The organism is Leclercia sp. S52 (assembly GCF_039727615.1).
Taxonomy (GTDB): Bacteria; Pseudomonadota; Gammaproteobacteria; order Enterobacterales; family Enterobacteriaceae; genus Enterobacter; species Enterobacter adecarboxylatus_B.
On the sequence record NZ_CP152474.1, the window covers coordinates 4145966 to 4159784 of the forward strand.

A 13819-nucleotide genomic window follows, 5' to 3' on the forward strand; every position below is an offset into this window, starting at 1 on the left:
TTCTTAAGGATCGCGATGATGCCCTGCCCCTCCTGAAGGAACCCCTCCTTATCCAGCCGATACTCCCTCATATTGACGCTGTTGGAGACGTTGCCCCCCCAGTACTCGCACCACATCCGCTTTTATTTCAACGACGACATCGGCATGGCTGTTATAGAAAACATGGTTTTCCGCCCAGGAGAATGAATACTGATTTCCCAGCCGGTTGCGCTGAATGATATCCCCGAGCGCCGGTTTCTCTTCATCAATACGGTATCCCCAGAAGGGTTTATCCAGCCGCTGAGTGAGGCGGGCTTTAATGGCGTTATTCACAAACACGGAGTGGCCGGAGGCAAATTTGAAATTTTCATAGCCTTTGCCGGCCTGTTTGACCACCCAGGAGATAAAGGCGGCAGACCAGGGTTCTTTAGTATCGCGTCCATCATAGGGCTCACCGATTTCCGCCCACATTTCGCGGATGTAGCGATAATACGGTGACTGGCGCTCGTCGCCGTTTCCTTTATCGAAGCGCACCCACTCAGCGATGGTCGATTGCACTAAGGCCTCTATTGCCGGGCTGGCCAGTTCACGCAAGTACAGACCAAAAATCACCCCGCTGCCATTGCCGACCTGCACCTTACGCCAGCCCGCCTGGGTGCTACTGCCGGAATCGATTACCGCCTCGCCGATGGTCATATCGCGGATAACCGCCCCGTCGGGCTTATCCCGCAGACGCACTCCGTCGGTGGTCACCACACGGTTGGTAGCATCAGTGGGGGTAGCAAAGGTCGGGGGCGTCATCAGCGGCAGAACCGTACTGCCCGCTACCCGTCCGCCATCGTTGAGCGTAAACGCTCCCAGTTGATGCGGTGGCAGCCGCAAAATATTGCGATCGTAGCCAATGCCTTTATCGGCCGGAAATTTTTGATCCGGCGGGATCTGGCGCAGCGCCCATTGCTGACTATAAAAGAAGGGTTCCGTACCATGAAACGCGCGCGACATTGACAGCCAGGGGACGGCGATCAGGTTTTCAGCCATCAGTTTCGATAGCACGGCACCGCTGCCGTAGGCTCCAATTCTGAATGCCGACCCGAGGGTCTGTTTTACAGCGAGAAAGTAGTCCAGGATTGGCCCATCAATTTGCGCGTATTCATAATCCTTATCGACGGCAAAAAGAATGGTGCTACCCGCCTGTTCCGGTTGCCCGATGGCCCTGGCCAGCTTCAGCGCGCTTTTGGCATTGGCGACGCCGGACGCGGCGGTAAAATTTGAAATTGACCGGCTGCTATCCTGAAAAACCGGTAACAGTGAAAACCCTTGCCCGGAAAGAAATGTCGCCTCCTCTGGGGTGAGTGTTTTCGCGTTTTCAGGGTCCGTGGCGTAATAGCGGATAATTGTTGAAACATGATTCTGCTTGAGAAAATCGAGAAACGGCTGATTTCTGCTACTGAGACGGGAATTTAAATCCACAGCAGCCCAGCCGTTTGCCAGCTGGAAGTCATCTTTATAAGACATACATCACCCACGCAAGCTAATGAATCGGTTAGTAAAAAACCGCGACGGAATACCGGAGCGCAAGCAAACTTATAAGATTCAGGTTTAACACAGGGGAGATTGAAGCGGCATCATGCTTAATGATGATTACAGCGGAGATATTTCGTCACGCAGAGATTATTGCGCCATGAGCAAAAGACTTTGCACATTTTGCTAATTTCACCGCACCGCTGTCGCGCGTAGAATGGCCCTCAGACTCGCTACTCTGAGGACAACTTAATGAGCAATATCCTGATCATCAACGGCGCGAAAAAATTCGCCCATTCCAATGGCCAATTGAATGACACCCTGACCGAGGTCGCGGACGGCTTCCTGCGCGACGCCGGGCATGATGTTAAAGTCGTGCGCACCGACGGTGAATACGATATCCAGGCTGAAGTGCAGAACTTCCTCTGGGCTGACGTCGTGATCTGGCAGATGCCGGGCTGGTGGATGGGTGCGCCATGGACCGTGAAAAAGTATATGGACGATGTCTTTACCGAAGGCCACGGCGCGCTGTATGCCAGCGACGGCCGCACCCGCTCTGATGCGTCGAAGAAATACGGCTCCGGCGGCCTGATCCAGGGGAAAAAGTACATGCTCTCCCTCACCTGGAACGCGCCGATGGAAGCTTTTACCGAAGAAGATCAGTTCTTCCACGGCGTGGGCGTTGACGGTGTCTATCTGCCGTTCCACAAGGCCAATCAGTTCCTGGGAATGGAGGCGCTGCCGACCTTTATCACCAACGACGTGATCAAAATGCCGGATGTGCCACGCTATATCGCAGAATATCGCAAGCATCTCGCGGAAATTTTTGCTTAACTGATGGCATGTTATCAGGAGAAATGACCATGCTTACCGTTATTGCTGAAATTCGCACCCGTCCTGGGCAACATCACCGTCAGGCGGTGCTGGATCAGTTCGCAAAAATTATCCCGACCGTTTTAGAAGAGGCAGGCTGCCACGGCTACGCGCCGATGGTGGACACCGCCGCAGGCGTCAGCTTCCAGACCACCGCCCCGGACTCAATTGTGATGGTTGAGCTGTGGGAAACCGTAGCCCACCTCGAAGCCCACCTGCAGACCCCGCACATGAAAGCGTGGAGCGACGCGGTCAAAGGTGACGTTCTGGAAACGCACATTCGTATTCTGGAGCAGGGGGTTTAACCTCCGCGGTATCGCCGGGCGGCACTGCGTTTGCCCGGCCTACGGTTTTGTAGGCCCGGTAAGCGTAGCGCCACCGGGCAAAACAGAAGCCCGGTAACGTTACGTTACCGGGCTTTTTTTTATCACCTTAAAGCGCAGCTGCTATGCTTACTCCTGATTTCATTGTTATCTGGAGGAAGGAATGGGAATTTTTAACTTCGTTAAAGAAGCAGGTGAAAAGCTGTGGGATAACCTGACCGATCACAAAGGTCAAAGCGATAAAGTCTCGGAGCATCTTAAAAAGCTCAACATCCCGGGTGCCGATAAGGTGCAGGTCAACGTCAACGACGGTAAGGCCGTAGTGACGGGTGACGGGCTGACCCAGGAGCAGAAAGAAAAAATCCAGGTCGCGGTGGGGAACATCGCGGGGGTCAGCGAGGTGGAGAACACCATCACCGCTACCGACACCCAGCATGAAGCCACCTACTACACGGTTAAATCGGGCGACACCCTGAGCGCCATCTCCAAAACCGTGTATGGCGATGCGTCGAAGTACAACAAAATCTTTGAAGCCAACCGCCCTATGCTCTCCAGCCCGGATAAAATTTATCCGGGGCAGACGCTGCGTATCCCTGAAGCCTGATAGCGTCGCGCAGAGGGAAGATGATGAAAATAGCCTGTCTGGGCTGGGGCTCGTTGATATGGAAAAGCGGCTCACTCCCCGTCGCCGGGGAGTGGCAAACCGACGGGCCGTTGCTGCCCGTCGAGTTTAGTCGGGTCAGTGACGGCGGTGAACTGGCTACCGCCATCTGTATGAATGCGCCTGCCGTGCCGGTGCTCTGGGCATGGCTCAACGCGGAAACGCTGAGCGTTGCCTGCCAGGCCCTGCGCGAACGCGAAGGGATCCCGGAGGAGCGCTGCGACGGTATCGGTTCGCTGCTGATCGCTGGCCGCCATACCGGCCTGCTCTCACGATGGGCAGCGGAAAGAGGCATCGAGGCGGTGATCTGGACCGGGCTGCCGCCGAGAAGCGCCTCACTGGAGGGCCGGGTGCCCACCGTGGACGAAGCCATTGCCTGGCTGGACAGCCTGAGCGGTGAGGCCCGCCAGCACGCACGGGACTATATCGATCGGGTGCCGGAGCAGATCGACACCCCCCTACCGGCGAGTCATAAAAGAGGTGCTGGGGTGGTGACATCACCCCAGTTTATTTACCAGTACAGTTTCCAGCTCTGGGTAAAACGCACCAGCGCCTCAACGTAGAAGTAATCCCCCCAGCTGGCACATTCATCCACGCCCTTGTTGCTGGCGAGGTGATAGACCGAGTGCTTCAGCAGGCCGTTGCCCTTCTCCTCTTTGCCCATCAGATAGTGCTTCGTCAGCGAGGACATGATCCCTTTCGCCCACGCCAGATAGCGCTCGCGATCCGGGTCGGTCACCGGCAGGTGCTTCACCAGCTCCAGCAGGCCGCACACCGCAATCGCCGCCGATGACGAGTCGCGCAGGGCGTCGGTGCCCACCAGGGCCAGATCCCAGTGGCAGACGTGATCCTCCGGCAGGCGGTTGAGGAAGTAGTTCGCCAGCCGCTTCGACAGGGCGATCATGGTCGCGTCGCCGGTGTAGATGTAGCTCAGCAGGAAGCCGTAGATCCCCCACGCCTGGCCGCGCGACCAGCAGGAGTCATCCGCATAGCCCTGCTGGGTGTTGCCGTAGCGCGGCGCGCCGGTGACCACGTCCATATAGTAGGTGTGGAAGGTCGAGGCGTCTTCACGGATGAGGTAAGTCGCGGCCTGCATCACGTGGGCTCTGGCGGCCTCGGCAAAGCGCGGATCCCCGGTCTGCTCGGTCGCCCAGTAGAGCAGCGGCAGGTTCATGTTGCAGTCGATGATCATCCGCCCGGCCTGCTCCGGATCCGCCAGATCCCCCCCACGCCTGGATGATCTTCGCTTTCTCATGGAAGCGCTCCAGCAGCGCTTCGGCGGCCAGCAGCGAGAAGCCGCGCGCCTCGCGGCTGCCGGTCAGCCGCCAGTCCGCCACGCAGGAGAGCGTGTAGAGGAAGCCGAGATCGTGGGTGTTGGTGTCGCTGCGCCCGGCGATGCGCAGGCCAAACGAGCGGGTGTGTTTCTCGGCCATGGCGCGGAATTTGTCGTCACCGCTCATCTCCCACGCCAGCCACAGCTGCCCGGTCCAGAAGCTGGTGGTCCACTCGACGTTTTCCGTCAGCGGGTAATACCCCTCCTTGCAGGTTTCTGCCGGGAATTTGTCGCCGAACTCCGTTAAATGACGGCTAATCAGGTCGAGGACATGGCTGCGCGCCGAGATTAATTCATCGCTAAAAGCGCATTCATCCACGGGCGCGGGAATATCGGCCAGACGTTCCTCGGTGATATGACTTAACATAATTCGATTCCTTCTTTGACGGCGTAAATTAGTGGTGTTCTGCAACGTTCAGCGTTTTAGCGCCGCGCCATTTGCTCTGGCAGGCGGATAAGGTAAACGCAGAAATCAGGGTAAAGGTCAGCGCCGTGGCGCCCATGATGATATAGGTCTGCTCAAACCCGATGCGGTCATACATATAACCGGCCGGTGACGACACCACGACGTTGCCGACGTAGAGCATCGCCTGATAGCCCAGCAGGTACATGGTGGCGTTGACGCGTTTATCGAAATGCTCGGCGATATATTTAAATACCGACACCAGCAGGAGACAGATCTCCAGACCGTAGAGCGGCTTGAGCACCGAAATTAACAGGTGGGAGTCGCACATCCCGGAAATAATCAGCCGCGCCCCGACAACCAGGCCGACGATCAATAATCCACGCTTGGCGCCGATATAGTTTACGAACATCGGGATCACCATATACATGACGAATTCCATTCCCGACTGCACGGTACCCAGATAACCAAACACCGCGTTGCCCTGGTGCACATCATCGAAGAAGGTGACGAAATAGCGGGAGAACTGCTGCTCGGCGATAAACATCATCCACGCCACGCCCGCCACGTACAGGCAGAAGGCCCAGAACTTGCGGCTGCGCAGCAGGGCATAGACATCCGCCGGGGCGATTTTCTCTTTGGTCAGCACCTCACCGGCATGGGCCGAATTAGTGTTGACCTTCAGGTTCAGCAGAACGATCAGCATGATCACCGACGCCACGCTGCCCATAATAAAGTTGTACGCCGGAGAGAGGTTAAACAGCAGGCCGGAGAACGAGGAGGCCACTGCCCAGCCAAGCGATCCCCACATGCGGATCTGCCCAAACTCCATGCCGTTCAGGCGGCTGAAGCGGTCGGAATAGGATTCACACGCCGCCACGCCCGCATACCACGCGAAGCTTAAATAGAGCGCGCCGATAATAATCCCCAGCAGGGTGTTGGACATTAACAGCGGCTGGTAAACATAAATAAAGAACGGCGCCATCAGGGCGGACATCGCCACCACAAAATAGAGCAGGTATTTGCTCATGCCGATCTTATCCAGAATATAGCCGTAGATCGGTTTGAGAATAACGGAGAAGATGCCGTTCACCGCAAAGACGGTGCCGATCACCGATCCGCTGAGATTGGCTTTTTGACCGAGCCAGATGGCCAGCAGACCAATACTCGCCGACCAGGTAAAGAAATAGAGAAAGATAAAACTGCTGATTTTGTAATATTCAGTTTTGTTATTCATACCATCCTCGCCGATATCCAGGGTAAGGGCTTTATAAAATGAACGACAGCTGACGTTCGCTTCCAGGCGCACGGATCACGACCTGGTTATTGTTGATTTGCAGTTGGGGGGCTTTCCGCCCTGTTTTTATTCTGTGCAGACGCCTTCACCGCGCAGCAGAGCCAGCTCTCTCCCTGCGGGATGGTGCAGGCGAGCACCGGAATGGCGGCGCATTCGGCAAACATGATGCTGCTGTTCGGCGGCGTCACCACGCTGTCCGGCTGACGGGTGATGTCTGGTGAGAGATCGACGATGGCGCTGCTGCCGTTATCTGCGCTCAGGTAACTGCCCCGCCCGTGAAGCTGCGGCTCGGTTTTCATCACCGCAAAGCCGCCCTCAACCGTTTGCAAATTGCGCGCGCTGTTGATGCGGTGCAGACGCAAATGCCACTCGCCGAAGGGCACCAGCCAGGTATCGATATGGACGTCATGCCACGGCAACCAGCGCGAAAAGATGTAGTTCTCATCGACGCGCACCGTCTCGCACTCGCGGCGTCCGCGAAAATAGTTATCGCCATCGGCCAGCAGCAGCATCGAGTCGCAGGCGGCGTGCTTGATACCGAAACGTCCGCGCTCGATGGTGAAACCGAAGCGGCTGGAGTAGGCAAATTTGGTGTACTTCGCCTCGGTGTTGACGTAGTTGTTCAGCTCCAGCTGACCGGCGGTGAGCATGGTCACATGGTCGGTGTGGACCAGGATCTGCCGGGCATGGGGAATCACGCGCTTTTCGGCAAGCCGGGGCAGCGGCTGCTCGTCGGCCTGCCAGAAAGGATGTGATTCCGGCAGGGCCAGGATCAGGTACGTTTTCAGCGCCCAGTAAGGCGAGCCCGGGGAGTTATAGTCTTCGCACATCGCCAGATTCGGGTAGGCAAAGCCAAGGGTCAGGATCCCATCGCGATCGGTGATCGGCTGCTGCTGCCACCAGCGCAGATGGCGCAGGATGATCCCCTTCACGATGCCCGGCGTGAACACCTCAAGCCCGGAGAAGGCCACCGCGCTCCAGAAGGCGACCATCGCGAAACGGTAGGTCAGGCTGCGGCCAAAGGGTACCGAAGCGCCGTCGGCGGCCGACATATAGATAAAGTCTTCGGCAAACAGACGCGAGCGCTGGCGCAGCACCTCTGCCCGCGCCGCATCGCCGCTCAGGGTGGCGTAGATCAGGCCGTAGAAATGAAACGCCATCGAGATGTAGTAATCCTTTGGCCGACCCGGACCGTCGGAGTACCAGCCCTCCCCCAGATAGTAGGCGTCCATCATCGCGAAGCGGCGATCGATGGCCTGCTGATCGTATGGCAGCCCGGCACGCTTAAAGCCAAGCTGCACCATGATGGCGAAGTAGTTCCAGTTGCTGTCCGGCATCTGAGCGTCGGTGATCTGGTTCAGCCAGGCGTGCAGGTTCATCAGCTCGCGTTCGCTAAACAAAACGGTGAGTTTGTCCTGCAGCAGCGCCAGCCCGAGGCCATAGGCCGCCATCTCCACCAGACGCTGATCGTAAGGCCCGGCTTCGCCCCAGTAGCCTGCGCTCTGCGGGTCGGTGCCCTGCTTAATGGCGGTAATGTACTTGTCGCTGAACGGCGTGCTGTCGCCGGCGGCCATCAGCGGAAACAGCCCCCACAGCACCCGGGATAATCCCTCCATCTGCGCCACATCCGTGGCGTAGTGGGCGCTGGTATCGCCCAGCGAAAAGCGGGAGCTGCCCGCCGGAAATTGCGTATCCACCGCCGCCAACAGGGTGTTCAGGGCCGCCACCAGATCCTGGCGGGATGACAACGGATTTGATTTTTCTTTGTTTGCCGCGCACATAGGCTGGTCCTCGTAATCAACTGCGGCAAAGAATAGTTAATCAGCGAGGGGCAGAAATGTTACCCGGGTCACAGGAGTGAGAGATGAATAAACCCGCAGTTGATGAAATTTAAAAAGGTGGTTTATAAAGAGGCAGGAAAAGGGAAAAGTTGAGTTTTATTGCACTATGCGCGAGACACCCACGGCGGAACGCCTTGAGCTGATTACCCTGAACGACGCCATCGTGTCGTTCAGTCGCCTGTTCGCCAACACCGTGCGCTACCATCACTGGCACCAGTGTCTGGAAATTCTCTATGTCGAAGAAGGGTTTGGCGTGGCGATTGTCGATAATCGTCACTACACCATGCGCCCGGGCCGGCTGTTTTTCTTTCCACCTTTTACCCTGCACAAGGTGATGGTCGATCCCCAGGCCGAAGCGAACTATCGCCGCACTATTATTCATCTCGATCAGCATGCGGTCCTGAAGGCGCTGCGCGACTTTCCCCAGACCCAGCAGCGGCTGCAGAAGCTGTCCCGGCGCGGGGGCGAAGCCTGGGTGGCGGATATGGCGCACTGCCACAGCCATCTCGATCATCTGTTCAGCTGTTACCCGCCGCCGATGAACAGCGAGCGCGTCGCCAGCCTGCTGATCGGCCTGTTTGCCATGCTGCCGCACGATGACGAAGGCCAGCCCGGTAACAGTCAGGGCATCGCCAGCCAGGTGATGTTCTGGCTGGACGAGCATTATCAGAATAAATTCAGCCTGGATGCGCTGGCAGACGAGCTGGGGAAGTCCCGCAGCTACGTGTCACGGAAATTCCATGCCGAAACGGGGGAGAAAATTCACGATTACCTGAATACCTTACGCCTGCGGAAGGCCTGCGAAAGTTTGCTGCACTCGGAGGCGAGCGTGCGGGAGATCGCCGCGCGGGTGGGGTTTTCGGATGTGACGTATTTTATTAGCGCATTTAAAAAGGGCATCGGAGAGACGCCCTTGCAGTACCGGAAAAATCATCGTGCGGCCTGAGGGAGTGCCGGGTGGCGGCTACGCCTTACCCGGCCTACAAAAACCGTAGGCCCGTGCAAGCGAAGCGCCGCCGGGCAAATAGCCGCCGCCCGGCAATGCATCAACCCTCGATATCCGCCAGGTCGCCCTTCTCCTGCAGCCAGTTGCGGCGGTCTTCTGAGCGCTTCTTGGCCAGCAGCATATCCATCATCGCGTTGGTCTGCTGCTCATCTTCATCGCTGATGGTGAGCTGCACCAGACGGCGAGTGTTGGGGTCGAGCGTGGTTTCACGCAGCTGCAGCGGGTTCATTTCGCCCAGCCCTTTAAAGCGCTGCACGTTCGGTTTGCCCTTCTTGCGCTTGAGCTGCTCCAGCACGCCCGCTTTCTCTTCTTCCGTCAGGGCGTAATAAACCTCTTTACCGAGATCGATACGGTAAAGTGGCGGCAGCGCCACGTGGACGTGACCGTTTTTCACCAGCGTACGGAAGTGCTTCACAAAGAGCGCGCACAGCAGTGTGGCGATGTGCAGACCATCGGAGTCCGCATCCGCAAGGATACAGATCTTGCCGTAGCGCAGCTGGCTCAGATCCTCGCTGTCCGGATCGATACCGATCGCCACCGAGATGTCGTGCACCTCCTGCGACGCCAGCACCTCATCGGAAGAGACCTCCCAGGTATTCAGGATCTTACCCTTCAGCGGCATGATCGCCTGATATTCACGATCGCGCGCCTGCTTGGCCGATCCGCCCGCCGAATCCCCTTCCACCAGGAACAGCTCGGTGCGGTTCAGATCCTGCGCGGTACAGTCCGCCAGCTTGCCCGGCAGCGCAGGGCCGCTGGTCAGCTTTTTACGCACCACTTTCTTCGCCGCACGCAGACGACGCTGGGCGCTGGAAATCGCCATCTCGGCCAGCATCTCTGCGGCCTGCACGTTCTGGTTCAGCCACAGGCTGAAGGCGTCTTTCACCACGCCGGAGACGAACGCCGCACACTGGCGCGAGGAGAGACGCTCTTTGGTCTGCCCGGCAAACTGTGGATCCTGCATTTTGACCGACAGCACGTAGGCGCAGCGATCCCAGATATCTTCCGCCGACAGCTTCACGCCGCGCGGCAGGATATTGCGGTATTCGCAGAACTCGCGCATGGCGTCCAGCAGCCCCTGGCGCAGGCCGTTAACGTGCGTCCCGCCCTGCATGGTCGGGATCAGGTTGACGTAGCTTTCGGTCAGCAGTTCGCCGCCTTCCGGCAGCCACAGCAGCGCCCAGTCCACCGCTTCCGTATCACCGGCAAAATTACCGATAAAGGGTTTTTCCGGCAGGGTTGGCAGGCCGTTCACCGCTTCGCCCAGGTAATCGTTCAGGCCGTCCTGATAGCACCAGCGCTGCTCGCTGTTGTTGACCTCGTCCTTGAAGGTGATTTCCACCCCAGGGCACAGGACCGCTTTCGCTTTCAGAATGTGCGTCAAGCGTGAGACCGAGAAACGCGGGCTGTCGAAGAAGCTCTCGTCCGGCCAGAAGTGGACGCTGGTGCCGGTATTGCGTTTGCCGCAGGTGCCGATCACCTTTAAATCCTGAACTTTGTCGCCGTTCTCAAAGGCGATGTTGTACACCTGGCCGTCGCGGCGCACGGTGACTTCCACCCGTTTTGACAGGGCGTTGACCACGGAGATACCTACCCCGTGCAGGCCGCCTGAGAACTGGTAATTTTTGTTGGAGAACTTGCCGCCCGCGTGCAGACGGCAGAGGATCAGCTCAACCGCCGGGACACCCTCTTCCGGGTGAATATCCACCGGCATGCCGCGACCGTCGTCGATCACTTCCAGCGACTGGTCGGCGTGCAGAATAACGTCGACGCGTTTGGCATGACCCGCCAGCGCTTCGTCGACGCTGTTATCAATTACTTCCTGGCCCAGATGGTTTGGGCGCGTGGTATCGGTGTACATCCCCGGACGTCGGCGAACCGGCTCAAGCCCGGTGAGTACCTCAATGGCATCAGCGTTATAGGTTTGCGTCATGATTTAAACTAGCAATTCGCAGCGATTGTCAGAGGCTGTGCAGACCAAGAAAGTCGACAATCTGGGTGAAATGATCCTCAAAGCCCGTGAAGGCATGATTACCGCCCTCTTCTATAGTCTGGCGGCAGGAGGCGTAGTACGCCACCGCCTGGCGGTAATCCAGCACTTCATCACCCGTCTGTTGCAGCAGCCAGATAAGATCTGGCGCTTCCAGCGGGTCAATCTGCATAACTTTGAGGTCGTAAATATGGCGTGACTCTAGCACATATTGCTGTCCGGTGTAGGGGTTCTCGTTGTGCCCCAGATAGCCCACCAGCAGCTCAAAAGGCCGCACCGCCGGGTTGACTACCACCGCAGGCACCATAAAGCACTGGGACAGCCAGGTGGCGTAGTAGCCGCCAAGGGATGACCCCACCACACCAAAGGGCTCACCGCCGTGGGCCATGACAATCGTCTCCAGCATTTCGGCGGCCTCGGCCGGGTACGGCGGCAGCTGCGGGACAATCATCTCGACGTCCGGATGATGGACTTCCAGCCACTGTCGAAACAGCGTCGCTTTTGCTGAGCGCGGGGAACTGTTGAACCCGTGCAGATAGAGGAGCGCAGACATCAGTAGCCTTCTGACGCAGTGTCCGGGCGGAACTGCGAGCTTTGCAGGCGGCAGACTTCGGTCGTCACCGAGCCGTCGGCATGCAGATCCAGCCAGCGCCAGCCTGGGGCAATGGTGTCTAAGGTGAAGTTCGCACAGTGCGGTTTGAACTGCACGCAGGTGGACGGCGTAGCCAGCAGGCGACGCCCGTTCCAGTCGAGATCCAGCTCCTGGTGAATATGGCCGCAGAGCAGGTTATTGACCCGCGGGAATTTTATCAGCACCTGATCGAGAGCAGCTGAGTTGCGCAGGCTGTGCTGATCGAGCCAGCTGCATCCTGCCGGCAGCGGATGATGATGCAATAAAAGCAGGGTGTGGCGCTCGGGATCGGCCGCCAGCTTTGCTTCGAGCCACTCCAGCTGAAACTCGCTCAGCTCGCCGTGCGGCACGCCGAAGACCTGGCTGTCGAGCAGCAGGATTTGCCAGTTATCGCCCGAATGGACCCGCTTCGCAGGGGAGATCCCCGCATCCTGAAGCGCGCTGTACATCGAAGGTTGAAAATCGTGATTACCGGGTAACCAGACGCAGGGCGCGTTAAAGCTCGCGATACCTTCAGCAAAATGCTGATAAGCCGCGGAGGTTTGATCCTGCGCCAAATCGCCCGTGGCGACAATCAGATCGCATTCGCGCTTCTGGGCATGAATGGCTTCCAGAACAGCCTGATAACTCTCCCAGGTATTCACACCCAACAGGGTTTCATGCTTTTTGGCAAACAGGTGAGTATCAGTAATTTGCAATACCCTGACTGGCGCCCCACCAGCAACAGTCAGGTTCAACAGGCTTTCCAAATGGTGTCCTTAGGTAGGTTTACGACGCTAACAAACCGGAATCGCCATTGCTCCATGTGCTAAACAATATCTTAGCCAGTCGGCTAAAAACTGGTTAATTTGATGCTTTTCGTCGCGTTGATGCAACTTTTTATTTGGATAATCATATCGCGCTTTGAAGCGGAAGATCTGCTGGCTTGAACACACTTCAGCGACCATCGCGTCATGGTAGAGCCGCACCGTCATTGACGGCAGGCTCCAGTAGCTGATGGACGGTGCGGTTTGCTCAATTTCCACCAGCGTAGTGTAACGGGTTGATTCAACAATAGTTAACCGATACTGCGCGTTGCTCACCTGATAGCTCACTGTTTCACCGGCCACGTCGTTACGCGGCAGTAGTCGGCGTAATTGTGCGAAATTGGTCTCGCACAGACGCATCATTTCAGGGAAGTCAGGTGTATAACGCTTCATTTTTTCCACTCGTTTCTTAAGTCCTGATAATGCAGCTGGAGCCATTGCAAAGCGATGACAGAAGCCGCGTTGTCGATTTTCCCCTCTTTTACCCATTGATAAGCCTGCTCCCGACTTACCACATGAACACGAATGTCTTCGTTTTCATCAACCAGACCGTGAATCCCTTGCGCGGTCGTGGCGTCCACTTCGCCAACCATAACTGAGAGGCGCTCGCTGGTGCCGCCAGGGCTTGCCAGATAGCTGGTGATCGGTTTTGTCCGACCCACTTCCAGACCGGCCTCTTCCATCGCCTCGCGGCGGGCGACATCTTCCGGCGTCTCGCCCTCTTCGATCATCCCGGCCACCATCTCCAGTAGCCACGGGCTTTCGCTGGTATCCAGCGCGGCAATGCGAATCTGCTCTATCAGTACCACTTCGTCACGCACTGGGTCAAAGGGTAGCAAGACTGCGGCATGCCCGCGCTCAAAAATTTCGCGCTTCACTTCGCCACTCATTTCACCGTTAAACAAACGATGGCGAAAACGGTATAATTCCAGTGAAAAAAATCCGCTGTAGAGCGTTTCTCGTGCAATAATTTCTACATCGTTTTTTGTGAAAGTCACTGGCAACTTTTCTGGTTTATCCATGTTTGCATCCTGGTATAAATGGTGGCGTTAAGGTGAAATTCAATTCTGCTAAACTGCGGTTTCTACTACAGTATGGTAAATTGGTGCAAGTTACTGCCGCATGGCACGGAACGCCAACCTTTTGCAGTGGCGA

Annotated in this window: 12 protein-coding genes and 2 pseudogenes; 5 read left to right on the forward strand and 9 right to left on the reverse strand. The window is 57.2% G+C overall.

The features are described from left to right. Window positions 1-48: 48 nt before the first annotated feature. Window positions 49-1494, reverse strand: coding sequence for a DUF2272 domain-containing protein (locus AAHB66_RS19825; protein WP_347114210.1), 1446 nt, complete (start codon window positions 1492-1494; stop codon window positions 49-51). 258 nt (window positions 1495-1752) lie between these two features. Here AAHB66_RS19825 and AAHB66_RS19830 point away from each other — a divergent pair, with 258 nt between their 5' ends. The 4 genes from AAHB66_RS19830 to AAHB66_RS19845 all read left to right on the forward strand — a co-directional run bounded on the left by AAHB66_RS19830 (window position 1753) and on the right by AAHB66_RS19845 (window position 3920). Next, window positions 1753-2334, forward strand: coding sequence for an NAD(P)H-dependent oxidoreductase (locus AAHB66_RS19830; protein WP_032614156.1), 582 nt, complete (start codon window positions 1753-1755; stop codon window positions 2332-2334). 29 nt (window positions 2335-2363) lie between these two features. Continuing rightward, complete coding sequence (locus AAHB66_RS19835) at window positions 2364-2678, forward strand: putative quinol monooxygenase (protein WP_347114212.1); 315 nt, start codon at window positions 2364-2366, stop codon at window positions 2676-2678. 181 nt (window positions 2679-2859) lie between these two features. After that, window positions 2860-3300, forward strand: a complete 441-nt coding sequence (gene lysM / locus AAHB66_RS19840) for a peptidoglycan-binding protein LysM (protein ID WP_032614158.1) — start codon at window positions 2860-2862, stop codon at window positions 3298-3300. A gap of 20 nt (window positions 3301-3320) precedes the next feature. Continuing rightward, a complete protein-coding gene (locus AAHB66_RS19845; RefSeq protein ID WP_347114214.1) occupies window positions 3321-3920 on the forward strand; it encodes a hypothetical protein in 600 nt (199 codons plus the stop codon). Here the strand turns inward: AAHB66_RS19845 and AAHB66_RS19850 are convergent. The 3 genes and pseudogenes from AAHB66_RS19850 to AAHB66_RS19860 all read right to left on the reverse strand — a co-directional run bounded on the left by AAHB66_RS19850 (window position 3869) and on the right by AAHB66_RS19860 (window position 8171). Next, window positions 3869-5057, reverse strand: a pseudogene (locus tag AAHB66_RS19850) (glycoside hydrolase family 88 protein). The gene AAHB66_RS19845 and the pseudogene AAHB66_RS19850 overlap by 52 nt on opposite strands. A 28-nt stretch (window positions 5058-5085) precedes the next feature. Beyond that, the gene (locus tag AAHB66_RS19855; RefSeq protein WP_347114216.1) at window positions 5086-6330 is read right to left on the reverse strand and encodes an oligosaccharide MFS transporter; all 1245 of its coding nucleotides are present in this window, start codon (window positions 6328-6330) and stop codon (window positions 5086-5088) included. 31 nt (window positions 6331-6361) lie between these two features. Next, window positions 6362-8171: pseudogene (locus AAHB66_RS19860) on the reverse strand (DUF2264 domain-containing protein). Between the two features lie 166 nt (window positions 8172-8337). On the opposite strand from AAHB66_RS19860, the gene AAHB66_RS19865 reads away from it, so the two are divergent. Then, window positions 8338-9177, forward strand: coding sequence for an AraC family transcriptional regulator (locus AAHB66_RS19865; protein WP_347114217.1), 840 nt, complete (start codon window positions 8338-8340; stop codon window positions 9175-9177). Between the two features lie 100 nt (window positions 9178-9277). Here AAHB66_RS19865 and parE read toward each other — a convergent pair whose 3' ends face one another. The 5 genes from parE to nudF are packed head-to-tail and all read right to left on the reverse strand — an operon-like array spanning window position 9278 to window position 13686. After that, window positions 9278-11170 (reverse strand): DNA topoisomerase IV subunit B, encoded by a 1893-nt coding sequence (gene parE / locus AAHB66_RS19870; protein WP_347114218.1) that lies wholly within the window; start codon window positions 11168-11170, stop codon window positions 9278-9280. A 28-nt stretch (window positions 11171-11198) separates the two neighbouring features. Beyond that, window positions 11199-11780 carry an esterase YqiA gene (gene yqiA, locus AAHB66_RS19875; protein WP_347114220.1) on the reverse strand — a complete coding sequence of 194 codons (582 nt, stop codon included), beginning with the start codon at window positions 11778-11780 and terminating at the stop codon, window positions 11199-11201. Continuing rightward, complete coding sequence (gene cpdA / locus AAHB66_RS19880; protein WP_347114221.1) at window positions 11780-12607, reverse strand: 3',5'-cyclic-AMP phosphodiesterase; 828 nt, start codon at window positions 12605-12607, stop codon at window positions 11780-11782. Before cpdA ends, yqiA begins: the two co-directional genes overlap by 1 nt. Window positions 12608-12634: 27 nt before the next feature. Next, window positions 12635-13057: a DUF1249 family protein gene (locus AAHB66_RS19885; protein WP_337017919.1), complete on the reverse strand. Its 423-nt coding sequence runs from the start codon at window positions 13055-13057 to the stop codon at window positions 12635-12637. After that, entirely contained in the window at window positions 13054-13686 is a 633-nt protein-coding gene (gene nudF / locus AAHB66_RS19890; protein ID WP_347114223.1) for an ADP-ribose diphosphatase, read from the reverse strand. Before nudF ends, AAHB66_RS19885 begins: the two co-directional genes overlap by 4 nt. Between the last annotated feature and the right edge of the window lie 133 nt (window positions 13687-13819).